The sequence below is a fragment of the Lentzea sokolovensis genome (assembly GCF_033949975.1).
Lineage (GTDB): Bacteria > Actinomycetota > Actinomycetes > Mycobacteriales > Pseudonocardiaceae > Lentzea > Lentzea sokolovensis.
Window position 1 is genome coordinate 300,980 of the sequence record NZ_JAXAVU010000009.1, and the last position, 22,466, is coordinate 323,445.

20 protein-coding genes are annotated in these 22,466 nt (G+C 68.8%); 7 read left to right on the plus strand and 13 right to left on the minus strand.

Translation table 11 applies throughout. The features are described 5' to 3' along the window. Positions 1-21: 21 nt before the first annotated feature. From SK854_RS18815 to macS, 4 genes are read right to left on the minus strand one after another with little or no spacing between them, the layout of a single operon-like run. The gene (locus tag SK854_RS18815; protein ID WP_319976397.1) at positions 22-1,476 is read right to left on the minus strand and encodes an SDR family oxidoreductase; all 1,455 of its coding nucleotides are present in this window, start codon (positions 1,474-1,476) and stop codon (positions 22-24) included. A 36-nt stretch (positions 1,477-1,512) separates the two neighbouring features. Next, positions 1,513-2,046, minus strand: coding sequence for a DUF1707 SHOCT-like domain-containing protein (locus tag SK854_RS18820; RefSeq protein WP_406601790.1), 534 nt, complete (start codon positions 2,044-2,046; stop codon positions 1,513-1,515). Then, on the minus strand, positions 2,043-2,705 hold the full coding sequence (locus tag SK854_RS18825; RefSeq protein WP_191297707.1) for a response regulator: 663 nt from the start codon (positions 2,703-2,705) through the stop codon (positions 2,043-2,045). Before SK854_RS18825 ends, SK854_RS18820 begins: the two co-directional genes overlap by 4 nt. Beyond that, a complete protein-coding gene (gene macS / locus SK854_RS18830; protein WP_319976399.1) occupies positions 2,702-3,862 on the minus strand; it encodes a MacS family sensor histidine kinase in 1,161 nt (386 codons plus the stop codon). The genes SK854_RS18825 and macS overlap by 4 nt, the downstream gene beginning before the upstream one ends. A gap of 116 nt (positions 3,863-3,978) precedes the next feature. On the opposite strand from macS, the gene SK854_RS18835 reads away from it, so the two are divergent. Further along, the gene (locus tag SK854_RS18835) at positions 3,979-5,181 is read left to right on the plus strand and encodes a GGDEF domain-containing protein (protein WP_319976400.1); all 1,203 of its coding nucleotides are present in this window, start codon (positions 3,979-3,981) and stop codon (positions 5,179-5,181) included. Here the strand turns inward: SK854_RS18835 and SK854_RS18840 are convergent. Continuing rightward, positions 5,178-6,329, minus strand: coding sequence for an AI-2E family transporter (locus SK854_RS18840; protein ID WP_319976401.1), 1,152 nt, complete (start codon positions 6,327-6,329; stop codon positions 5,178-5,180). The two genes, SK854_RS18835 and SK854_RS18840, sit on opposite strands and share 4 nt — an antisense overlap. A gap of 79 nt (positions 6,330-6,408) precedes the next feature. On the opposite strand from SK854_RS18840, the gene SK854_RS18845 reads away from it, so the two are divergent. The 3 genes from SK854_RS18845 to SK854_RS18855 all read left to right on the plus strand — a co-directional run bounded on the left by SK854_RS18845 (position 6,409) and on the right by SK854_RS18855 (position 12,717). After that, on the plus strand, positions 6,409-8,586 hold the full coding sequence (locus tag SK854_RS18845) for a translocation/assembly module TamB domain-containing protein (protein WP_319976402.1): 2,178 nt from the start codon (positions 6,409-6,411) through the stop codon (positions 8,584-8,586). A 162-nt stretch (positions 8,587-8,748) separates the two neighbouring features. After that, positions 8,749-9,510, plus strand: a complete 762-nt coding sequence (locus tag SK854_RS18850; RefSeq protein ID WP_319976403.1) for a hypothetical protein — start codon at positions 8,749-8,751, stop codon at positions 9,508-9,510. 195 nt (positions 9,511-9,705) lie between these two features. Beyond that, entirely contained in the window at positions 9,706-12,717 is a 3,012-nt protein-coding gene (locus SK854_RS18855) for a beta strand repeat-containing protein (protein ID WP_319976404.1), read from the plus strand. 85 nt (positions 12,718-12,802) lie between these two features. Here SK854_RS18855 and SK854_RS18860 read toward each other — a convergent pair whose 3' ends face one another. Then, positions 12,803-13,171, minus strand: coding sequence for a nucleotidyl cyclase domain-containing protein (locus SK854_RS18860; RefSeq protein ID WP_319976405.1), 369 nt, complete (start codon positions 13,169-13,171; stop codon positions 12,803-12,805). A gap of 41 nt (positions 13,172-13,212) precedes the next feature. Then, the gene (locus tag SK854_RS18865; RefSeq protein ID WP_319976406.1) at positions 13,213-14,064 is read right to left on the minus strand and encodes an SDR family oxidoreductase; all 852 of its coding nucleotides are present in this window, start codon (positions 14,062-14,064) and stop codon (positions 13,213-13,215) included. Between the two features lie 131 nt (positions 14,065-14,195). On the opposite strand from SK854_RS18865, the gene SK854_RS18870 reads away from it, so the two are divergent. Further along, the gene (locus tag SK854_RS18870; RefSeq protein WP_319976407.1) at positions 14,196-14,786 is read left to right on the plus strand and encodes a TetR/AcrR family transcriptional regulator; all 591 of its coding nucleotides are present in this window, start codon (positions 14,196-14,198) and stop codon (positions 14,784-14,786) included. 57 nt (positions 14,787-14,843) lie between these two features. On the opposite strand, the gene dnaB is transcribed toward SK854_RS18870, so the two are convergent. The 6 genes from dnaB to SK854_RS18900 all read right to left on the minus strand — a co-directional run bounded on the left by dnaB (position 14,844) and on the right by SK854_RS18900 (position 20,161). Further along, positions 14,844-16,871: a replicative DNA helicase gene (gene dnaB / locus SK854_RS18875; protein ID WP_319976941.1), complete on the minus strand. Its 2,028-nt coding sequence runs from the start codon at positions 16,869-16,871 to the stop codon at positions 14,844-14,846. A 577-nt stretch (positions 16,872-17,448) separates the two neighbouring features. Beyond that, positions 17,449-17,901: a 50S ribosomal protein L9 gene (gene rplI, locus SK854_RS18880; RefSeq protein ID WP_319976408.1), complete on the minus strand. Its 453-nt coding sequence runs from the start codon at positions 17,899-17,901 to the stop codon at positions 17,449-17,451. A gap of 17 nt (positions 17,902-17,918) precedes the next feature. After that, positions 17,919-18,158, minus strand: a complete 240-nt coding sequence (gene rpsR, locus SK854_RS18885; protein WP_030480165.1) for a 30S ribosomal protein S18 — start codon at positions 18,156-18,158, stop codon at positions 17,919-17,921. A 58-nt stretch (positions 18,159-18,216) separates the two neighbouring features. Further along, positions 18,217-18,726, minus strand: coding sequence for a single-stranded DNA-binding protein (locus SK854_RS18890; RefSeq protein WP_319976409.1), 510 nt, complete (start codon positions 18,724-18,726; stop codon positions 18,217-18,219). 29 nt (positions 18,727-18,755) lie between these two features. After that, positions 18,756-19,130: a 30S ribosomal protein S6 gene (gene rpsF, locus SK854_RS18895; protein WP_319976410.1), complete on the minus strand. Its 375-nt coding sequence runs from the start codon at positions 19,128-19,130 to the stop codon at positions 18,756-18,758. Between the two features lie 101 nt (positions 19,131-19,231). Next, positions 19,232-20,161, minus strand: coding sequence for a hypothetical protein (locus SK854_RS18900; RefSeq protein WP_319976411.1), 930 nt, complete (start codon positions 20,159-20,161; stop codon positions 19,232-19,234). 131 nt (positions 20,162-20,292) lie between these two features. Here SK854_RS18900 and SK854_RS18905 point away from each other — a divergent pair, with 131 nt between their 5' ends. Together SK854_RS18905 and SK854_RS18910 are read left to right on the plus strand one after the other, a co-directional pair. Continuing rightward, positions 20,293-21,063 carry a deoxyribonuclease IV gene (locus tag SK854_RS18905; protein WP_319976412.1) on the plus strand — a complete coding sequence of 257 codons (771 nt, stop codon included), beginning with the start codon at positions 20,293-20,295 and terminating at the stop codon, positions 21,061-21,063. Between the two features lie 23 nt (positions 21,064-21,086). Continuing rightward, positions 21,087-22,463, plus strand: a complete 1,377-nt coding sequence (locus tag SK854_RS18910) for a glycosyltransferase family 87 protein (RefSeq protein WP_319976413.1) — start codon at positions 21,087-21,089, stop codon at positions 22,461-22,463. Positions 22,464-22,466: the final 3 nt, after the last annotated feature.

Consider the following 22,466-nt stretch of genomic DNA (forward strand, 5'->3'; position numbering starts at 1 on the left):
CTTTGCTGCTTGTGCAGTCCATCAGGACTTTCTGAAGTTCTTGTGCAGCTCAGCTTCATTGGCGATGTTGCGCACCATGCCGCCGAACACGATGCCGTGAAACGGCCAGACAGCCGCCCAGTAGAGGTGTCCGGCGAGCCCCTTGGGCACGAACACGGCGCGTTGGCGGTAAGTGGACCCGTGTCCCTCGTTGCCCGCCACTCGAAGCTCCAGCCACGCCTTCCCCGGCACCTTCATCTCGGCCCGCAGCCGCAGCAGATGCCCGCGTTCGATCTCCTCGACGCGCCACCAGTCAAGCGCCTCGCCGACGTTCAGCCGGTTCGCGTCACGCCGGCCACGCCGGAGCCCGACGCCGCCCGCGGCCCGGTCCATCCAGCCCCGTACGGCCCAGGCCAGCGGGAACGAGTACCAGCCGCGTTCGCCGCCGATGCCTTCGACGACCTCCCAGAGCCGTTCGGGCGTGGCGTTCGTCTTGCGCTCGCGTTCGTCGGTGTAGATCGAACCGCCGGACCAGTCGGGGTCGGTCGGCAGCGGCTCACTCGGCGCACCCGGCAGCGACGCCCCTGACCAGCGGGTCTCGACGTTGGCGTCACGGATCTTGTCCAGCGCCAGTTCGACGGCCTTGACGAAGCCGGTGTTCTCGCCCGGCAGCACCTCGCGGATGTCGTTCTCGCGGCACACCACCTCGTGCACCAGCGATTCGATCAACGGCCTGGCGATCGACTTCGGCACCGGCGTGACGACGTTGACCCAGTGCGAGGACAGGCCCGGCGTCAGCAACGGCACGGGCAGCACGCGGCGCCTGGGCAGCCCGGCGACCTCGGCGTACCGGAGCATCATCTCCAGGTAGGTCAGCACGTCCGGCCCGCCGATGTCGAACGTCCGGTTGTGGCCTTCGAGCGTCGTGGCGTCGACCAGGTAGCGCAGCACGTCCCGCACGGCGATCGGCTGGATCCGGTTGTGCACCCAGCGCGGCGTGACCATGACCGGCAGCCGTTCGGTGAGGTAGCGCAGCATCTCGAAGCTCGCCGACCCCGACCCGATGATCACCGCCGCCTGCAGCACCACGGCCGGTGTCTTCGAGCGCAGGAAGACCTCGCCGACCTCCTTGCGCGAGGCCAGGTGCGGCGACAGCTCGACGTTGGCCGGGTGCAGTCCGCCCAGGTAGACGATTCGCCGCACGCCGGCCCGTTCGGCAGCCCGCGCCGTGTTCTCCGCGGCCTTGCGGTCGGCGTCGGCGAAGTCCTTCGACTGCAGCGAATGCACGAGGTAGTGAACGACCTCGACGTCCCGCATGGCCTCGTCGAGATCGCCGAGCACGTCACCCTTGACGATCTCGACGTCAGCGGCCCACGGGACGTCGCGCAGCTTCTCCGGCGATCGCACCAGGCAACGCACCTGGTGCCCTTCGGCCAGCAGCCTGGGCACCAGTCGTCCGCCGAGATATCCGGTCGCGCCGGTCACGAGGCATCGCATGCCTCGATCCTGCGTGTTCGCGCGACCGTTCGCAGATCAGCGCTTCCGCTTGATCACCACGGTTCCGCCGCGCACCGAGCCCTTGAGCTGGAAGTGCGGATTGCCGTCGGAGTTCTGGACCTTGTCCTTCAGCTCGCCGGCGGTGATCTCGACGGCGTCGGCGTTGACCGACGACCCGGCCGGCAGCAGGAGCTTCACGGTGCCCAGCGACACGTCCAGGTCGACGTTGACGACCGGCGGCACGTCGGCGGCGGTGAAGTCGAGGTTCGTGGTGCCGAGGGTGTTGCGGATGACGAGCTCGTTCGGCACGACCCAGTGACCCTTGCGGGTCGTGGTGCTCATCGTGTTCTTCAGCTCGGTCCGCTCACGGGCCACCTCGTTGTTGACCATGCCGGGCAGGTCGAGCAGCACGACGTTCAGATCGGCCCTGGTCTTCGCGGCGAGAGCGGTGTCCGTGCGGACGGTGAACTCGTCCAGCGTGATCATGCCTCGGCCCACCGCCTTGTTCAGCAGGGTGACGACGTGCTCACGTTCCGCATCGGACACGCGTAACTCTCTGGGGTCTGTCATTTCTCTGCCTCCGGTTCGGCGTCAAGACCGTGCTCGATGGCATAACGCGCCAACTCCACCCGGTTGTGCAGTTGAAGCTTCCGCAAAGTCGATTGGACGTGGTTCTCGACCGTGCGGTGGGAGATCACCAGGCGGTTCGCGATCTGTCGTGCGGTCAGGCCCTTGGCGACCAGTCGCAGCACCTCGGTCTCCCGATCGGTGAGCTGCGGCTTCTCCTCCGAGTCGTCCGGCGCGGCGGCCATGCGCCGGTACTCGCCCAGAACCAGGCCGGCGAGGCCCGCGGTGAACACGGCGTCGCCGGCGGCGGTGCGGGACACGGCCTCGACCAGTTCCTCCGAGGACGCGGACTTCACGAGATATCCGGACGCGCCCGCCTTCACGGCCTGCAGCACGTCGTCGTGCTCGCCGGACGCGGACAGCACCAGCACGCGCGTGTCCGGCAATTCGCTGGTGATCATCGCCGTGGCGTCGACCCCGGAGAGTTCGCCGAGGTTGAGGTCCATCAGGACCACGTTGGGTCGCACGGCTTTCGCGATGCGCACGGCCGAGGGCGCGTCGCCCGCGGTCGCCACGATCTCGAAGCCGCGCTCCTGGAGATCACGCGCCACGCCCTCGCGCCACATCGGGTGGTCGTCCACGACCATCACCGAGACCGTCATCCTGCCGCCCCCTTCCTGAACACCCGAACCTCCCATTCCGTGCCCTCCCCCGGCCCGGTCTGGAGCTCCAGCGTTCCGCCGAGCGACTCCACCCGGCCTTTGATCGACTTCTCGATCCCCATCCTGCCTTCCGCGGCGGCCGACGCGATCCGGCCTTCCGGGATGCCAGGTCCATCGTCCCTGACGCTCAGCACGATCTCCTCCCCGAGATCTTCCAGCAGCACCCAGGCCCGTGCGTCCTCACCGGCGTGCTTGTCCACGTTGGACAGCGCCTCGCGCACCAGCGACGTGAGCTCGCCCGCCGCCGGTGCTTCGAACATCACCTGGGTCGCGGGCGTCGACACCTGGATCCTGGGCGTGGCGAGCACCTGCAGTCCGGGCCGCAGGTCGATCTCTCCATCCACAGTGGAGTCGACGGGAGCAGCGGCCACCAAATTCCTGAGGGCCACCTCCTGCTCGCCCGCCATCTTGGCCAGTTCGGCCGCCTCGCCACCGACTTCGAGGCCGCGCTTGCGCACGCGGGCGAGGACCTGCAGCACGCTGTCGTGAATCGAACGGGCAAGCCGTTCCCGTTCCGCCGTCGCCGCTTCGGCTCTCAAGGCCTGGGCGAGCAACACGGCCGAACGTCGTGCGGTCGCCGACGCCATGCCGACGACCATGCCGGCGCCCGCCAGCAGCACGACGTCGCGCAGCAGGTCGAGACTCGGCGAACGGTGGGACAGATAGGTGAAGAGGCCGACGGTCAGCCCGCCGCCGAAGCCCGCGGCCGCCCCGCCGAGCGCGCCCAGCGCGACCGCCGGCACGCACGCCCAGATCGTCGTGATCAGCGGGACGTGCAGGACCAGCAGCTGGTGGTCGGACATGATCAACGGCGACAACGACATGAGACCGCAGGTCAGGGCCAGGTCGACGAGCACGATCGGCCACCGCCTGCCCCACGTCGTGCTGTAGGCGCGGCTCGTGAAGACGGACCACAGCGCCATCACCCCGAGCGTGGTCCACGCGAGCCACGGCCGGATGTAACCGGATTGGTTCGCGATGACGTTCGCCGCCGCGAAGAGGAATGTGACTATGCGTAGCGCAATCGTCCCGCACCACAGGGGCGTGGCCGGGTCGTCGATCACCTTCGTCACACGTTCGGCAGGCTCTTTGCGCACGCTGTGCTCCTTTCGGACACCATCCTGCCGCGTGAACGTGTGCTGGCTAACCCCCAGGTGGCCGTCTTCTGCCGAACGGAGGAATGTGCGACGCTCTCCGGGTTCGGGGGAGGGCGATGCAGGTGCGGGACTGGCCGGTGTGGACTTTGCGGCGGCCTGCGCTCTGCTACTGGTTGCTGATCGACATGGCGGCGTTCGCGACCGTCGTCTACGCGATCGTTTCCTCCGAAACGCCGTCACCCTCCGAAATCGCCAGATTCGCCGCCATCGCGGGCACGGCGGGCGCGGTGATCATCGGCAGCTCCATCTACAGCCACCGCCTGGGCGAGACCGAGCGCAACCCGTGGGCAGCCCACCTCTGCTACCTGACGGCGGGCATCCTCGCCCTCCCGCCGAACCTGCTCGTCCTGCTCCTCTTCGGCCCCGCCCTGCACAGCCTGCTCTCCCCACGCCCGGAGACCCATCGCTGGCTGTTCACCCTGAGCGCCACCGCTCTGGCCGTCTTCACCACCCGCTACGTGCTCGGCTGGGCGGATCCGCACGCCAACCTCGTGATCCTGACCCTGGGCGCGGCGCTGCTGCTGATCCTGCGCGCGGGCCTGATCTCGCTGGGCCTGAAGCTGCGCAGCCCCTCCGCCACGTTCGAGGAGAACGTCGGCGAACCCATCGACGCCATCCTGGGCATAGTGGCCGTGTCGATCGGCGGCCTCATGGGCTGCGTGGCGGAGGCGAACGCCATCCACGCCCTCATCGCCGGCCCACCTCTGGCCCTTCTGGAGCGAGCCGCCCAACTCCCGCAATGGCGCCGATCGGCCCAGCGCGACGCCAAGACCGGCCTTGCCAACGCAGTCCACTGGGACAGCCGAGCCCGCTACGAACTGACCAAGGGCTCCGGCCGCACCCGCCCCATGGCCGTCATGCTCCTGGACCTGGACCACTTCAAGCGCGTCAACGACGAGGTGGGCCACCTGGCGGGTGACGCCGCCCTGGCCGCGATCTCGTTGCTGCTGCGCGGCACCGTCCGCCGAGGCGACCTGGTCGGCCGGTTCGGCGGCGAGGAGTTCGTGGTCCTCCTGCCTGAAGCCACGCCGGACGAGGCCGAGTACGTCGCCGAACGCGTCCGCAAGGCCGTGGCCGCGTTGCGCGTGCCCACGATGGCCACGGACGGCAAGCCGCACGAGCTGCACGGCCTGACGGTGTCCATCGGGGTGTCGACGACGACTCGGTTCGGGTACGAGCTGCCGGACCTGCTGGTGGCGGCCGACGCGGCGTTGCTGGCGGCCAAGGCCTACGGCCGCAACCTCGTGTCGATGGCCTAGAGCTCCTTGACCCGTTCGCTCTTGTCGTCCTTCGGCGCCGTGTCCTGAGGATTCAGCACGTCCACCTTCTCCGGCTTCTGCACTGCGTCCGAGTCGGAGATGAGCGACCGGATCCCGGAGTTCAGCACCGCCAGCAGCGGCACGGCCAGCAACGCTCCGGCGATGCCCCCGGTCACCAACCCGCCCGCGATCGCCAGCACCACGGCCAACGGGTGCAACTTGACCGCACGGCCCAGCAACAACGGCTGCAGCACGTGCGACTCCAGCTGCATCACGCCAATAAGCACGGCCAAGACCACAAGTGCCGCAATAGGCCCGTTGGTCACCAACGCGATCAACACCGCCACGGCACCCGTGAACACCGCACCGATGATGGGGATGAACGCACCGAGGAACACCAAGGCGGACAGCGGCACCACGAGCGGCACACCGATGATCGCCAGGCCGACACCAACGCCCACGGCGTCGACGATCGCGACCACGGCCGTAGCGCGCACATAAGAAACGAGAGAGCCGAACCCGCGGCGCCCGGCCACGTCGACGCGCTGACGCACGTCGCGAGGCACCGCACGCGTCACGAAGCGCCAGATGCCGTCGCCGTCGTGCAAGAAGAAGATGAGAGTGAACAGCGCGAGCAGCAGCCCGGTCAGCAACTCGCCCAGGGTGGCCGCGGTGGTCAGGGCGCCGGACGTGATCTCGGCCTGGTTCTCCTTGATCGTCTTCACGATCTCGTTGACGTAGTTCTGCAGTTGCTGGTCGGACAGGTGCGCGGGTCCGTCCTTCAGCCACGTCTGGATCGTGTCGAGCGAGGCCGCCACCTGCGTCTGCAGTTCGGGCAGGCCGCGGGAGAACTCGCTGATCACGAACGTCAGCACGCCGCCGAGCACGCCGATGCCGAGGATCATCATCACGGTCGTCGCCACGCCGCGCGGCACCCGCCACTCGACGAGTTTCGCCACGCCGGGCGACAGCAGTGCGGCCAGCAGCAGGGCGATAGCGACCGGAATCACTATCGAAGCCAGGAAGCTCAACGCGTAGGCGACCACGTACAACGCGGCGATCACGACGACGAACCGCCAGCTCAGGGCGGCACTGACCCGTAGCAGCAGGGGAACGCGGTTGCTGATCTCCGACTCCGGCGCGCTCATGGACCTCACGGTAACTGTTCGAACCCTCGCCAAGCCGGAACTCCAGAAGGGATGATCCGACTCGTCAGGGGAGGACGAAGTGATCAAGCCGGAAGACTTGACCGAAGTCGAGCGCCAGGTCGCAGGGGCCTACGCGGGCGGTACCGAGACAGACCTGACCGGACAGAGCGTTCGCGGCGAGGTGCTCACCGGTCTGCTGACCGGCTTGTACCGGGTGCCGCGCAAGGGATTGCCCGCTTTGCGGCTTCGAAACGCGCGGATCACCGGCAGGTTCGAACTGGAGGGCACGCGCGTCACACGGGTCATCGACCTCACCCACTGCACCTTCGAGGAGTCGCTCGACCTCCGCATGGCCCGCCTCATCGGGCTCCGGCTGCGCGGCACCCGCGTCCCCGGCCTGCAGGGCCGCAACCTCCGCGTCTTCAGCGACCTGGTCCTCGAAGCCGGCTTCACCTGCACCGGCACCGTCGACCTCACCGACGCCGCCGTCGACGGCACGCTCCGGCTGGCCGGCGCGGTCCTGCGCAGCAACACCGACCACGCGCTCCTGGGCGCACGGCTGCGGGTCAGCGGCTCCGTCCAGGCCATCGCGATGCGGGCCAACGGCGAGGTCCGACTGAGGGGTGCGTCGATCGGCGGCAGCGTCCACCTCGGCGGCGCCCGTCTGATCAACACCGGCAAGGACGCGCTCGACGCGTCCGGGATCGTCGTCTCGGGCAACGTCTTCTGCAACGCCGAGGGCGGCCGCTTCAACGCGGACGGCCGGGTGCTGTTCGACGGCGCGCGCGTCGGTGGAAACGTCGAGTTCACCGGCGCCCGCCTGCACTCCGCCCACCGCGTCGACAACCAGGTGCTGGTCCTGCCGCACGGATCGGCCGACGAAGCGGCGACGCTCGTGGCCGACCGCATCCGGGTGGAGGGCAACGTCGAACTCGACGACGGCTTCACCAGCGAGGGCACGGTCCGGCTGCCCAACGCGAGCATCGGCGGTTACCTCCGGTTGTCCGGCGCGGTGATCGGGCCGCGCGAGATCGCCGAGGAACTCGCCGGTGACGTCACGAACCGGATCCCGGTCGCCCTGCACGCGGACGGCCTGCAGGTCCGCGGCGACGTCGAGGCGCGCAGCGCGGTCAACGGCGCGGGCGCCCGTTCGCTCGCGTTGCAGACCTACGGCCAGGTCCGGCTGTCCAACGCGACCATCAACGGCAGCGCCAGCATGTCCGGGGTGTCGTTGCACGGGCCCGGCATCGACGTCCTGTTCGCCGACCGCCTCCAGATCGGCGGCACGCTCTTCCTGCGCGAGCTCAGGGCCAAGGGCTCGGTCCGCCTGCAGAACGCGAACATCGGCTCGACGCTCGACATGTCCGGCGCCGAACTGACCCTCCCGAGGCTGCGCGCGAACGGTACGCAGAAGCCTTCGCTGGACGCCCGCGCCATCACGATCGGCAAGGACCTCCTGTGCAGCCGCGGGTTCACCGCGGTCGGCGGCGTGCGCATCCGGCTGGGCGAGGTCGGCAAGATGGCGACGTTCAGCAACTCGCACCTCGGCTCGACCGCCGCGGACATCGCGCTGAACGCCTACGGCCTCACCGTCCACCAGTTCCGCCTGCACATCCCCGAGGGCCAGCAGCCCAAGGGCAAGGTCGTGCTGAGCCGGCTCAAGGCGGTGTCGGTGACCGACGGGCCCGGCCTGTGGGACGCCGAGGGTGGCGTCGCCGTGGACGACTTCGAGTTCGCCGGCATCACCGCCGATCCCGACGTGCCGGTGCAGACGCGGCTCAAGTGGCTGCTCAAGGTGCAGCCGGACTTCGCCCCGGGACCGTACGAACAGCTCGCCGCCGTCTACCAGCAGGGCGGTGAGGAGGAGCTCGCGCAGAAGGTCCAGCTGGAGAAACAACGCCGCCGCTACTCCGAACTCGGCCGTGCCGGGCGGGTCTGGGGCGTCGTGCAGCGGTTCACGGTCGGCTACGGCTACCGGCCGTGGCTCGCGATCTGCTGGCTCGGCGTGTTCTGGTTGTTCGGCGCGCTGTGGTTCAACTGGCACCCGATGGCCAAGCTCAACCAGGACGAGGACCCGGTCTGGAACGCGTCGCTGCTCGCGCTCGACCTGCTGATCCCGATCATCGACTTCGGCCACGACGGCAAGTGGCAGTTCACGGGCGCGTCGCAGTGGATATCTTCGCTGCTCGTGGCCGTGGGCTGGGTGCTCGCGTCGACCGCGGCGGCGGGTGCGGCACGGGTGCTGAAGCGGGTGTGAGTCCCAGGACGGCGTTCACACGATGTAGTTAACCGGGCGCTCAGAGCGTGCATTCGGGGTGGATGGACTGGCAGAGTCGCCGACGTCGACTTGATCACGTTGATCGTCGGCGAATCCCTTGAGCGCCACCGAGTAGCGAGGTTTCCTGCGTTGTCCGCTGACATGCGAGCGAAGACGGGAGCGAACGGCATCCGCCGGTTCGCCACCCGAGCGCTGCTCGCCGTCGGTGGAGCGATCGCGGGAACGGCCGTTGCCTGGGTGCTCACCACGTCTGCCGCGAACGCGGAAGGCGCTGTGCCCACTGCGGATGCGCAGCAGGTCGACGTCGTCAGCAAGCTCGTCGCCAAGACGGACGAGAAGCTGCCGGTCGTCGTTCCCGCCGCCAAGGCAGTGCACAAGCTCGACGAGACCTTGCGCGCCGAGCAGGAGAAGGCTCGCGCCGCCCTGCCGGACGTGCAGGTCTCCCAGGCGGTCGAACAGATCGCCGCGCGAATCCTGCCGCAGGTTACCAGGATCGGTCAGTCCAGCACCCCCGCCAGCGAGCGGGCCATGGACGTGACGTTCCCGGAGATCCCGGCTCCCGCCACCGATGCCGGACAGTCGCCGGCACCGGTGGTCTCGCAGTTCACCGGCTCGTCCGGTGCCAAGTGGACGGATCTGCTGGAGCACAACGGCTTCGTCGTGCCCTCCGAGCAGCGCCCGTCCCTGCCCAGCAACCCGTTCCCGAAGCTGCCCGTCCCGGCCCCCGCGCCGGTGCAGTGCTCTTCGTGCAACGACGGTTCTGGCTCTGCCAAGGGCAGCACGTTCGCTGCCTTCGCTGCGTCCGGCAACTCTCACGGCATCTCGTCGACGAGCGCTCTCGCGCCGTCCACTGACGAGGTCACCGTGACGTCGGGCAAGCAGCCCGGTATCAACCCCGACTGATTCCAGCGCGCGGTCCGCGGCAGCCTCCTCCCCTGGCTGTCCGGAAGTCGACCGTCGCGCTTTTTTCTTGCGCTCACACAGGTCGATCACCGCGTGCGATTCCCCCGGTGATGACGCGCCTTCCCCTGCGCGTTTCGGCCCCACCCCCTTGAGCCCCCGTCGCTTTCTCGACGGGAAACCGATGAAGGAGATCTAATGCAGACCTGGGCAAAGCGCGGACTTCAGACCGCGTTTGTCACTGGTGGTTTGCTGATGCTCGGTACGGGCATCGCTTCTGCCCAGGAGAACGTCGACCCGGACGCAGCGCCTCCGGCTGTCGACGTCGCGGCCTCGGTTCCGATCAAGGCCGACCAGAACAAGCTGGCCACTCCGGTCAAGGAGATCACGGTCCCCAAGGTGGACCGCACGATCAGCACGGACCGCGTCACCAGCGCGGTGCCCACCCGCACGGCAGCGCCCGTCGCGAACCCGCTGGTCCGTCAGGCAGGCGAGCGTCTGCAGGGCACCCCGCTCCAGAACCTGGTGCGCGGCAACACGATCCAGGCGCACGTCGATGTGCCGATCAACATCTGCGGTAACGCGATCGCGGTTCTCGCCAACACCGAGGCGACCGGCGACTGCTCCCAGACCACGCACCGCGACGGCACGATCGTCACCGATGGCGCGGGCCAGGCCCTCGCCGGCAACGTCGTCGCCGTCAACCACGTGCTCCCGGTCCAGCTGACCGGCAACGCGATCGCGGCCGGTGGCAACGCCACCACCAACACCGACGCCCAGCAGGTCTCCACGACCGGCGGCGACATCACCACCAACGGTGACAAGGGCGCCATCTCCGGCAACGTCGTCTCCGAGCAGGGTGCGACCCCGGTCCAGATCACCGGCAACGGTGTGGGTGCGGCCGGCATCGCCGACGCCAACTCGACCGCCGACACGTTCGCCTCCTCCGAGGGTGACGTCCTGACGAGCGGCAAGAGCAGCTCGATCTCGGGCAACGCCGTGCCGATCCCGCTGTCCCCGCTGGCCGAGGTCAACGGCAACTCGGCCGCCGGTGCGGGCAACGCCTCCACCGACTCGACCCAGACGGGCACCGCCGTCACCGGTGGCAACGTCGACACCAACGGCGACCCGGCCACGCTGGCCGGCAACATCGCCGAGCCCGCGCTCGCCGGCCCGATCACGGTCGACGACAACGCCGCCGCCGTCGGTGGCAACTCGACCGCCGTCAGCGACACGTCCAACTGGTCGAAGGCCGGTGGCACCAAGCACACCAGCGGCACCGGTTCGACCGCGTCGGGCAACGTCGCCGGCGCGCCGATCTCGCTCCCCGCCGCCGTCGGTGGCAACGGTGCGTCGCTCGTGGGCAACGCGCTCACCGACCACGCCAACGCCGCGACCTCGAACGCCGGTGGCGAGACCTACACGCAGGCCGACAAGTCGGTCCTGTCCGGCAACATCGCCGACGTTCCCCCGGCCTCGGCCGTGGACGTGTGCGGCAACGGTGCCACCCTCGCGGGCCAGGCTGCCGGTACCTGCGAGAACGACGTCAAGTCGACCACCAACGGTTACCAGGGCACGACCGGCAACGACTCGGTCATCTCCGGCAACATCGCGCAGACCCCGCTCGCCGCTCCGGCCGAGGTCTACGGCCTCGCGGCCGCGGTCGGTGGCCAGGCCGCCGGCTCCGCCGACGAGACCAAGCTGGTTCGCTCCAGCGGCCAGCCGAACACGCAGGACGACCACGGCACGGTCTCCAGCAACATCGTGACCGCACCCACGGCCGTCGCGCCGCAGGTCTTCGCCGTCACCGCCGGCCTGGTGGGCAACACCACGTCCGACACGGCGAACGACACCACGGTCATCGCGGGCCAGGGCCCGAAGGCCTACGGCAAGAAGAGCTCGGCCTCCGGCAACATCGTCCAGGTCCCGACCTCGACGCCGGCCCAGGTCTTCGCCGACGGTGCCACGCTGGTCGGCAACAACAAGACCACCGGCGACAACGACACCGACATGAAGGCCGGCGGCGACGCTCTCACCACGGGTGAGAAGGGCTCCATCGCGGGCAACGTCGTCTCGGCTCCGGTCGCCACCGGCACCCAGGTGCTCGGCTGGTCGGTCGGCGGCGGCAGCAACGTCGACGCCTTCTCCACCAACGCCCTGTCGTCCGTCGCCGGTGGCGACGTCAACAGCAACGGCGACCAGGGCGCGGTCTCGGGCAACCTGATCGGCGCGCAGCCGGCCGTGCTCCCGGCCGTTCCGGGCAACACCGTCGCCGCCGCCGGCATCACCAACTCCGACGTGGTGTCCGACACCAACGTCGTGTCCGGTGCCGACAGCTACTCCACGGCCGACGACGCCTCGGTGTCCGGCAACCTGATCCACGTCCCCGCCAACGCCGTCGCCGGCGTGTACGCGGACTCGGTCGCGGCTGCGGGCAACGCGACGACGGTCACGGACAAGACGTCGTACACCTCGGCCGGTGGCGAGATGCTCACGGAGGGCAGCGGACCGCTGACCGCCCGCGAGATGACCGTTCCGGTCGAGGCCGCGGCCAAGGTCGCGCGCATCCCCGTCGAGGTCGTCGGCCAGGCGACCACGCTGGGCACGAGCGACGACACGCAGCTCACCGGCGAGGACGCCGGCACCCTGCGTGCCGCGCAGCTCAAGGGCCTGGAGCTCCCCAAGGGCGTCGACAGCCTGCTGAAGGCCAACGAGGTTCCGGCGTTCCACGGCCTCGACAGCAAGCTGCCCGTGAACCAGCTCCCGAACCCGGCTGACCTGGCGGCTCTGACCGGCCAGCTGCCCACCTCGGCGCTGCCCGCGGTGGCGCAGGAGCGCTCCGCTCTGCCGGTGAACGGTGGCGCGGCGAGCCTGTCCCCGAACGTCCAGGGCCTGCCCCTCGGCCAGCTGCTCGACGCCGCGAAGGGCCTCGTCCCGGCCGGCGCCACCGAGCGTTCGCTGCCGTCCCTGCCGGTGACCGCCCCGGCCCTGCCGGTGCCCGTGCAGCTGCCCGCGCTCCCCACCGAGCGCTCGCTGCCCACGCTGCCCGTCGACGGCCCGGCCTCCCTCTCGGGTCTGAACCTGAACCCGACCCAGGGCCTGGCCCCGCAGGCCGACGAGCGCGCGCTGCCGCAGCTGCCGTTCAACGCCCCGGCGCTCGCCTCGATCGACCCGGCCAACCTGTTCCAGACGGTGACCGGCTCGCTGTAAGTAACACCCCTGGTAACACCCCGCAGTTGTAACACCCTCCTCCGGTAAGAAACTGAGCCCCAGCGACAGACGTTGTCGCTGGGGCTCAGTGCCGTGCGGGGGGTGTTCGTGCTGTCGCGAGAATGTCCTGCGGCTCCGCATCACCGTCACTCGTCACCCAGTGCACGTGCGGCCGCTCCCCCACGAGTCGCCTGATCAACTCCGCGATCGGTGCCCCGTCCCCGAAGTCGTGCTCGGCCAGCACCGCCAGCACCGAGTCGCCGTACCGCGCGACCGTGAAGTCTGGTCTCAGCCCTTGCCTCAAGGCCTTCGCCGCTGCCAGCACGTCGTCCGGCCCCGTGACCAGGACCAGCGTCACGAGCGTGCCGCGCGTGCGGGCGCGGATGAGCGCCTGCTCCAGGCGGTCGAGCAGCAGCGCGTGGCCGGGCAGGCCCGTGAGCGGGTCGTGCAGCACAGTCCGGTTCTAGCCGAGGCAACTGCCGTTGACCAGGTTGTTCAGGCGATCGGGGCAGCAACCGCCTTCTCCGCGGCGCGACTGGTCTCCTCCCAGGCAGCCCAGGTGTCCATCCGCCGCCGCGAGATGTCGAAGGCGACGTCGTAGACCATGCTCCCGAGCAGAAGCCTGAGCGGCGGTTCGTCGCTGGCGACCAACTTCATCACCGCCTCCGCGGCGAGCTTCGGCTCGCTGTCGATCGACCCTTCGGCCCACTGCTTCTGGAGCTCGTCGCGCAGTTCGTCGTAGGCGGGGTTCGGCTCCGTCGCCCTGCTGCTCGTGTAGAGGTCCGTCCAGTAACCGCCCGGCTGAACGATGCTGACCTTGACGCCGAACCGCGCGGCCTCGGCGGCCAGCGCCTCACTCATTCCTTCCAGCGCGAACTTGCTGGCGCTGTAGAGCCCGGTGCTGCAAAAGCCGCCAAGTGCGCCGATGCTGGAAATCTGCAGGACGTGCCCGCTACCGTTCGCCCGCAGGTGCGGCATCACCGCCTGGCTGACCCACAACGCACCGAAGAAGTTGACCTCCATCTGCTCGCGGGCCTCGGCCTCGGTGAACTCCTCCACCATCCCGACGAACAGCGCACCCGCGTTGTTGACCACGACGTCAAGTCGCCCGAAGTGCTTCTTCGCCTTGTCGACGACGTCGAAAACGGCTGCGCGGTCCGTGACGTCCAACCGCAGTCGTAAAAGTCGATCCGGGTACCGCGCGGCGAGTTCATCGAGCGGCGAGAGGTCGCGAGCCGCTCCGGCGACCCGGTCACCCGCAGCGAGCGCAGCCTCGGTGAAGGCGCGGCCGAGACCACGGCTCGCGCCGGTGACGAACCAGACCCGTGATGAGGCTGAGGCAGTCATCCCATTCCTTCCGTCGGCCTGACGAGACGAGACGTCTCGTCTCGTTGGCGACCCGAAGCATGCCTCTGGCTGCGACTCTGTGTCAAGACGAGACGTCTCGTCTCGTCACTTGTTAGATTGGCGGGGTGTCCATGACGGCTGTTCCAGATCCCAACCGGCGCAACGACGCCGCGCGCCGCGCCATCCTCTCCACGGCAATCGATCTTGTCGGCGAGGTGGGATACGCCAAGCTCACCATTCAGGGCATTGCCCGGGCCGCCGGAGTCGGCAAGCAGACGATCTACCGGTGGTGGTCGTCAAAGGGCTCGCTGCTCTTCGACGCCTTCCTCGCTTTCGCCGGCGACGGCGAGGCCGCTGCCCTGCCGGACACCGGTGATCTGGCCGCCGACCTGAAACTGGTGCTGCGGGCCACAGTCGACGAGCTCGACGACCCGCGCTACGACCAGGCCATGCGTGCCATGCACGTCGAGATCGTCAACGACCACCTCTTGGCCGCCGAGTACGTGTTGCGGCTGGACCAGCCGATGCGGGAGCTGAAGAGGACGCGACTGCGCGCCGCCCAGCGCGCCGGTCAGCTCGCCGACGACGTCGAACTCGACGTGGCCATCGACATGCTGTTCGGCCCTGTCCTCAACCGGTGGCTGCAACGCACCGGCCCGCTGACTCACGACTACGTGGACCAGGTGGTGGACACGGCGCTGCGCGGCCTTCAGCCTCGCTAGCCATGGCGGAGACGCTGCGCGGCGAGGCCTAGCCAGGCACAGAACCGCGACGTCAGCTCAGGTCTGGGCCAGGTCCGTGAAGCGGCTGTAGTGCAGCTGGTGCGCCACGACGATGGTCGCGGTCGGGCCCGCGCGGTGCTTGGCGATGATCAGGTCGGCCTCGCCGGCGCGCGGGTCGTCGCGTTCCCAGGCGTCGGGGCGGTTGACCAGGATGACCATGTCGGCGTCCTGCTCCAGGGAGCCGGACTCACGGAGGTCGGAGAGCATCGGGCGCTTGTCGGTTCGTTGTTCCGGGCCGCGGTTCAGCTGGGAGATCGCGATCACCGGGACGTGGAGTTCCTTGGCGATCAGCTTCAGGTTTCGCGAGAACTCCGAGACTTCCTGCTGGCGCGACTCGGTCTTCTTGCCCGACGACATCAGCTGGAGGTAGTCGACGACCACGAGCTTGAGGTCGTGCCGCTGCTTGAGGCGGCGGGCCTTGGCCCTGATCTCCATCATCGTGAGGTTCGGGCTGTCGTCCACGAAGAGCGGGGCCTCGCTGATCTCGCTCATCCGGCGGGCCAGGCGGGTCCAGTCGTCGTCGCTCATCGTGCCGCCTCGCATGTCGCTCAGGCGGATGCGCGCCTCGGCGGAGAGCATGCGCATGACGATCTCGGTGCGGCTCATTTCCAGACTGAAGATGGCGCTGGTCATGCCGTGCTTCACCGAGCACGACCTGGCGAAGTCGAGGCCCAGCGTCGAGTTGTGGGTCGGGATCATCGTCTCGCCCGCGAGGTACAGGTGGTCGTGGTTGTCGACCTCGACGCAGCGCACCGGCACGGAGGCGATCGGGCGCACGGCGACGATCTCCACCTGGTCGTGCCTGCCGAGGCCCGCGATCAGCTCGGCCAGGTCGCGGCGCAGGCGGGCGAAGCGGCCGTCGATCTGCAGCGCGGCCAGCAGTTCCTCGCGCTGCTTGCGGGACGCGCGCAGGTACGCGGCCGGGATGTGCGGGTCGTCGGCCAGGTCGAGGTCCTTGGCGACGCGCAGTTCGTCGTCGGTCAGTTCCAGGTCGCCCAGGCCCGAGAGGAACAGGCCGAGCGAGCGCGGCGTGAGAGGCAGCGCCGCCGTCGGCAGGTCCCAGGCCGCGGACAGGCGCACGAACATGCGGCACACGCCGACGCGCTCGAACAGCTGCGCGGTCGTGCGGATCGCCCAGAAGCCGCCGGTCTCGCTGCACGACTCCGTCAGCCACTGGTGCTCGCCGTCGGCCACGATCACCGTGCCGTCGGAGAACTCGACCTCGAAGCACGGGCGGCCCGTCATCACCTCGGTCGCGGCGACCACTCGGGTCGGGCGGCCGTCGGCGCCGATCAGGAACGAGCCGACGGAGACCTCGCCCATCGTCGTCCAGCCGGACGGGGTGGGCAGCGGAGTGTTCAACGCCAGCGCCTTGCCGACACCGGGACGGGCGGCGACGATGATCATCTGGCCGCCGTGCAGGCCGTTGGTCAGCGCGTCGAGGTCGGCGAAACCGGTGGGGATGCCCTGCGACATGCCGCCACGGGACGCGATCGCGTCGATCTCGTCCATCGTCGGCTGGAGCAGGTCTTCGAGGGCGACGTAGTCCTCGGTGGTGCGGCGGTCGGTGACCTCGTAGATCGCGGCCTGCGCCCGGTCGACCACCTCGTCGACGTCCGCGCCCTCGGCACCGTTGTACCCGAGCTGCACGATGCGGGTGCCCGCCTCGACGAGACGGCGCAGCACCGCCTTCTCGGCGACGATCTCGGCGTAGTAGCCGGCGTTCGCGGCCGTCGGAACGGTCGCGATCAACGTGTGCAGGTACGGCGCGCCGCCCACGCGCAGCAGTTCGCCGCGGCGTTCGAGCTCGGCCGAGATGGTGATCGGGTCGGCCGGCTCGCCGCGGCCGTACAGGTCGAGGATGCAGTCGTAGATCGCCTGGTGCGCCGGGCGGTAGAAGTCGTTCGGCGCGAGCGCCTCGATGACGTCCGCGATCGCGTCCTTCGACAGCAGCATGCCGCCCAGAACGGACTGCTCCGCGGCGAGGTCCTGCGGCGGCTGACGCTCGAATGCGGGCTCCGCCATGCCCCGGTCGTCCACGAGCGCCACTGCTGAATCACCCCTGCGAAGAGTCGAAAGCCGGTGCGTGAGTCCCCTAGTTGTACCGCGAGGCACCGACAATTTCGGGCGGCCACGCTGTGCGATGGCCTTGCCCTGGTCGCGACGCTAGAGGGACCCGTCCGGAGCAAGCAAACCAGCGTGTGGATCGCCCTGTGGACAACTGGGGGACAACCTGTGGATGGATGCTCACAGGGGTCGCGGCACTGGGGACAACCTGTTGACAACCAGTGGAGTGACAGAAGTAACCGCAGCTCAGTGGCTGTGCACAAGTTGTGGAAAAAGTTGTGCGCCACACCCTCGGCGTGTCGCGAAAAACACCCTCTTCGGCGTGTCGCGACCACGCTGAACGCGCGGTTTATCCACAGGACGTGGACAGAGCGGCACTGGTCCGAACGAGCGAAAGCGCCACCCACCCGGAGCATTCCGGGTAGGCAGCGCTTCAGCAAACTGAACTGTGGGCGATCCCCACCAACGTGTCACGGGGTCTGCGGGGTCGCCCCGCAACAGACACCCGCTACTCGGCGGTGGTCTCGCCCAAAGATCACTCGCCCGCGGTGACCACGAGCGGCAGAGCGACGGTGACCTCGGGGTGGAGGCGAACCGTGACCGAGTGCTTGCCGGTGGTCTTGATGTGACCCGGCAGCTCGATGGCGCGCTTGTCCAGGACCGGACCACCGGCGGACTTGACGGCAGCCGCCACGTCCGACGCGGTGACCGAGCCGAACAGCTTGGTGCTGCCGGCGGCGGCCTTGGCCTTGAGCGTCACGGAGAGACCCTCGAGCGCGGTCTTGATCTCCTTGGCGTGGTCCAGGTCGCGCACGCGGCGGGTGTCCTGCGCGCGGGTGATGACCTGGATCTGCTTCTGCGCGCCACGGGTCGCCACGATCGCGAAGCCACGGGGGAGCAGGTAGTTGCGGCCGTAGCCGTCCTTGACCTCGACGATGTCGCCGGGAGCGCCAAGGCCGGAAACGTCAGCGGTGAGGATGAGCTTCATCGCAGTGTCTCCTTCTCTTAGCGAGCGGTCGAGGTGTAGGGCAGCAGGGCCATCTCACGGGCGTTCTTCACGGCAACAGCGACGTCGCGCTGGTGCTGCGAGCAGTTGCCCGTGACGCGGCGGGCACGGATCTTGCCGCGGTCGGAGATGAACTTGCGGAGGAGCGTCGTGTCCTTGTAGTCGATCAGGGACGCGCTCTTGTCCTTGCAGAAGGCGCAGACCTTCTTCTTGGGCTTGCGCACAGGCGGCTTGGCCATGTGTCTCTAACTCCTGAATACGCGATGAATGAAGTACTGGATGACCGGTGCAGTCGGTCTAGAAGGGGGGCTCGTCGGCGAAGCCGCTGGAGCCGGCCGGCGGGGCGGAACCCCACGGGTCGTCTGCCGGCGCGCCACCGCCACCGCCACGAGACTGCTGACCGCCGCCGCCGCCGAAGCCGCCGCCACCGCCGCCGTCTCCACGGCTGACCTTGTTGACCTTCGCGGTCGCGTAACGCAGCGAGGGGCCGATCTCGTCGACCTCAAGCTCCACGACAGTGCGCTTCTCGCCTTCCTTCGTTTCGAAGGAACGCTGGCGCAACCGTCCGGAGACGAGCACTCGCGAACCGCGGGTGAGCGACTCGGCCACGTTCTCGGCGACCTGCCGCCACACGTTGCACCGCAGGAACAGCGCTTCGCCGTCTTTCCACTCGCCCGAATTCTTGTCGAACGTGCGGGGCGTGGAGGCGACCGTGAAGCTGGCCACCGCCGCACCGGACTGGGTAAAGCGGAGTTCAGGGTCGGCAGTCAGGTTCCCGACTACCGTGATCGTCGTCTCACCAGCCATGTCTTGGGAGCTCCCCTAATCGAGGTTCGTCAGGCCCTGGCGGCGGCCCTGGCCGCCGACTTGGCCGACTTGGCGTCCGACTTGGCCGCGGCCTTGGCGGCCAACTTGGCAGCCTTGGCGGGCTCGCGGCGCAGGACCTTCGTCCGGAGCACCGTCTCCTGCAGACCGAGCTGGCGGTCCAGTTCCTTCACCGCGTCAGGCGTCGAGGTCAGGTCGAGCACCGCGTAGATGCCCTCGCTGTTCTTGTTGATCTCGAAGCTCAACCGGCGCTTGCCCCAAACTTCGACCTTCTCCACGTTGCCGCCCGACGTCTTGATGACGTTGAGGAACGTGTCGAGAGACGGCGCAATCGTGCGCTCGTCGAGACTGGGGTCGAGGATGACCATCACTTCGTAATGACGCATGAGGACCACTCACCTCCTGTGGACTCGCGGCCACGGGCTTTCCGTGGCAGGAGGGTCGTCGCGTCAGCAACTGACAAAGGTTAACAGAGCGCGTCCGGCGACTACGCAGGGGTGCGGCGGAGCACCCAGGTCCGCACCAGCGCGCCCGTGACCAGGGCCAGCAGCAGCACCGCGACCAGCACCGGAGCGCCGACGCCGCCGGGTCCGCTCAGCCGGGGCAACGCCGTCGCGCGGCCGGCCGCCTGCACCGAGTCGCCTTGGACACCGGTGCCGTTGGACGCGCGGGGCACCTGCGAGCCGTACCGGACGCCGGGTGACGGCGAGTACAGGCCGGGCATCGCGAACGGCAGCGATCCGTAGCTGAACAGCGGCACGCGCCCGAAGTTGGAGCCGATGGGATAGAGCGAGAAGTCGCGGTTGCTCGGCGCGCCGGCGCCCACACCGGGAACCCCGGGCTGCGTGCCGGGCTGACCGGGCGGGGTTCCAGGCTGCGGCGAAGGCTGCTGACCAGGAGGTTTCGGTGCTCCGGGGATCGCGCCGACGGCCTGCTGCGAGGCGTCCGCGATCGCCTTGGACCCGTCCTGCACGGGCGCCACGACCTGGTTGACGGCGACGACCGTCACCTGGCAGCCCTGCGTCAGGGTGGCGCGCACGGTCTTGTCGAGCGTGCCGAGGATCGGGCCGAGCAGCGGGATCTTCTGGACCTCCGCCATCACGGCGTTCGCGATCGTGGCACCGCTGATGGTCGTCGTGCCGACCTGCACCGCGCCGATGGGCATGGGCTTGGCCTGCGCGAACGCCTGCTTGAACGGTTCCGCGAGCGGCGGCCCGAGCAACGGGACGGCGCGCACCAGGTCCGTGATCGGCTGCGTGACCGCGGCCGGACTGAGGGAGACGGGGGTGCCGGGCGCGCCCTGCACGGTGGTGGCGCAACTGCCGACCACGATGGGTTCCGCCGCGTGCGCGACCCCGCCCACCGAAGCGGACACGAGGGCCAGCAGCGCCGTGGCGGCGACGCTCAACAGCCTCATGCGAACCCCTTTCCTACTCTCTAGTAACGACCGTAGGTCCTGGTGGTGACGTAGACCATCCCCAGTTTTTCCAATTACTCCTATCGGCGGCGGCTGCGATGGCGTTATGGACGCCGACTACCCTCCTGCGTATGCGCATCGGGGCCCATGTACGCGACGACGACCCGGTCGGCGCCGCGGCCGAACGCGGGGCCGAGGTCGTCCAGTTCTTCCTGTCGGATCCCCAGGGCTGGAAGAAACCCAAACCTCATCCGCAGACGGACGCCCTGCTGGCTTCCGACCTCGAAGTCTTCATCCACGCCCCGTACATGATCAACATCGCGTCGCTGAACAACAAGATCCGGATTCCGTCCAGGAAGAACGTGATCCAGCACGCGGAGGCCGCCGCGACCGTGGGCGCGAAGGGCCTGATCGTGCACGGCGGGCACGTCACGAAGGGCGAGGACCCGGCTGAGGGCTTCGCGAACTGGCGCAAGTTCTTCGAACGCCAGGTCGCCGACGGCGGCTTCGCGGTCCCGGTCCTGATCGAGAACACCGCGGGCGGCGACGGCGCCATGGCCCGCACGTTCGACTCCCTCAAGCTGCTCTGGGACGCGGTCGGCGAGTTCGGCGCCGGCTTCTGCCTCGACACCTGCCACGCGTTCGCCGCCGGTGAGGACCTGGTCGGCATCGTCGATCGGGTGAAGGCCATCACCGGCCGGATCGACCTGGTGCACCTCAACAGCTCGCGCGACGAGTTCGGTTCCTCGCGCGATCGGCACGACAACATCAAGACTGGCACGATCGACGCCGACCAGCTGGCGGCCGTGGTCGCCAGCGCCGGGTGCCCCGTAGTGGTGGAGACGCCGGACGAGGGCCAGGCCGACGACATCGCCTTCCTGCGCGACCGCGCCGGCCGGTGAACAGCGTGCACGAGGTGGTGAGCGTGACGCCCGAGCGAGGCGACGCCGGGCGTTTCGTGAACCGCTTCGGCAGGCCCGCCGCTGTCGTGCTCGTGCTGCTGTGCGGGCTCACGCTGCTGCTGGGCTTCATCAACAAGGACCGCTGCACCGGTCCCGCGTTCGACCAGTGGGGCCGCACGCAGCCCGACTACGACGAGCGCAACAAGGAAGACGTCTGCTACTCCGACATCCAGCACCTCTGGATCGGGCGTGACATCGACCGGCACGTCTTCCCGTACGTCGACGGCAACATCAACGACAAGGGCACCCTCATCGGGGGCTCGGTCGAGTACCCGGTGCTCTCCGGCCTGATCATCTGGGCGGGTGCGATCTTCGCGCACAACGACGCGGAGTACCTGCTCTACTCGTCGCTGCTGATGGCGCCGTTCGGCCTGCTCACGGGCTGGCTGCTGGGCAAACTCGCCCGCTGGCGCGCGTTGCTGTGGGCGATCGGTCCACCGCTGATCCTCTACGCCTTCCACAACTGGGACCTGCCGGTCGTGCTGTGCTCGGTCGCCGCGGTCTTCGTGGTGCACCGCTGGAACCGGCCACTGGTCGAGAGAGCCGTCGTCGCGTCCGTGCTGCTCGGGCTCGGGTTCGCGTTCAAGGTCTACCCGGCGGCCTTCGTGCTGCCGCTGGTGCTCTTCGTCGCCACCGGCGGCTGGCGCGGCCAGGAGATGCCGGACGGCAAGAAGGCCGACATCGCCGGCGCGGTCAAGGTCGGGCTCGCCTCGATCATCACGGTCGTGCTGGTCAACCTGCCGTTCGCGATCGCGGGTTACGACGGCTGGGCGGCGTCGTTCGAGTTCCAGCAGCTGCGCCGGGTCGACATCACCACGAACTCGATCTGGTACTGGGGCCTGCGGCCGTTCATCGGCGACGACGCGATGCAGTCGCTGGTCGGCGTCATCTCGCCGATCACGATCCTGATCTCGTTCGCGATCGCCGCCGGCTACGGCTGGACGCGCTTCCGGCGCGAGGGCACCTACCCCTGGATCGCGGTGTCCGGCGCGATGCTGTGCGGCTTCATGCTGCTGCACAAGGTCCACTCGCCGCAGTACACGCTGTGGCTGGTGCCGTTCCTCGTGCTTCTGCGCGTACGACTGGCCTGGGCGTTCGCCTACTTCGTGGTCGACCTCGCGATGGGCATCGGCATCTTCCGCTGGTTCTGGGCGATCGAGTTCGGTCAGCCGGCCGGGATCTACGACAGCTTCTCCGCGCAGGCCGTGATGATCGGCGTGTGGGGCAGGGCCGCGTTGCTCGTGGCGCTGTTCGTGGTCTTCCTCAAGGCCGGGGACGTGACCGAGGACGATCACGAGGACCTGAAGTTCCTCCGCGGGGCCGTAGCAGCGAAGACCTGATCA

Bases quoted from the DNA above. Each gene is read 5' to 3' on its own strand.
- SK854_RS18905 (WP_319976412.1), top strand. From the start codon at position 20,293: ATGCGCATCGGGGCCCATGTACGCGACGACGACCCGGTCGGCGCCGCG.
- SK854_RS18870 (WP_319976407.1), top strand. From the start codon at position 14,196: ATGACGGCTGTTCCAGATCCCAACCGGCGCAACGACGCCGCGCGCCGC.
- SK854_RS18840 (WP_319976401.1), bottom strand. From the start codon at position 6,329: ATGAGCGCGCCGGAGTCGGAGATCAGCAACCGCGTTCCCCTGCTGCTA.
- SK854_RS18820 (WP_406601790.1), bottom strand. From the start codon at position 2,046: ATGACAGACCCCAGAGAGTTACGCGTGTCCGATGCGGAACGTGAGCAC.
- rpsF (WP_319976410.1), bottom strand. From the start codon at position 19,130: ATGCGTCATTACGAAGTGATGGTCATCCTCGACCCCAGTCTCGACGAG.
- SK854_RS18900 (WP_319976411.1), bottom strand. From the start codon at position 20,161: ATGAGGCTGTTGAGCGTCGCCGCCACGGCGCTGCTGGCCCTCGTGTCC.
- SK854_RS18825 (WP_191297707.1), bottom strand. From the start codon at position 2,705: ATGACGGTCTCGGTGATGGTCGTGGACGACCACCCGATGTGGCGCGAG.
- SK854_RS18890 (WP_319976409.1), bottom strand. From the start codon at position 18,726: ATGGCTGGTGAGACGACGATCACGGTAGTCGGGAACCTGACTGCCGAC.
- SK854_RS18815 (WP_319976397.1), bottom strand. From the start codon at position 1,476: ATGCGATGCCTCGTGACCGGCGCGACCGGATATCTCGGCGGACGACTG.
- SK854_RS18855 (WP_319976404.1), top strand. From the start codon at position 9,706: ATGCAGACCTGGGCAAAGCGCGGACTTCAGACCGCGTTTGTCACTGGT.
- SK854_RS18850 (WP_319976403.1), top strand. From the start codon at position 8,749: ATGCGAGCGAAGACGGGAGCGAACGGCATCCGCCGGTTCGCCACCCGA.
- rpsR (WP_030480165.1), bottom strand. From the start codon at position 18,158: ATGGCCAAGCCGCCTGTGCGCAAGCCCAAGAAGAAGGTCTGCGCCTTC.
- dnaB (WP_319976941.1), bottom strand. From the start codon at position 16,871: ATGGCGGAGCCCGCATTCGAGCGTCAGCCGCCGCAGGACCTCGCCGCG.
- SK854_RS18865 (WP_319976406.1), bottom strand. From the start codon at position 14,064: ATGACTGCCTCAGCCTCATCACGGGTCTGGTTCGTCACCGGCGCGAGC.
- rplI (WP_319976408.1), bottom strand. From the start codon at position 17,901: ATGAAGCTCATCCTCACCGCTGACGTTTCCGGCCTTGGCGCTCCCGGC.
- SK854_RS18835 (WP_319976400.1), top strand. From the start codon at position 3,979: ATGCAGGTGCGGGACTGGCCGGTGTGGACTTTGCGGCGGCCTGCGCTC.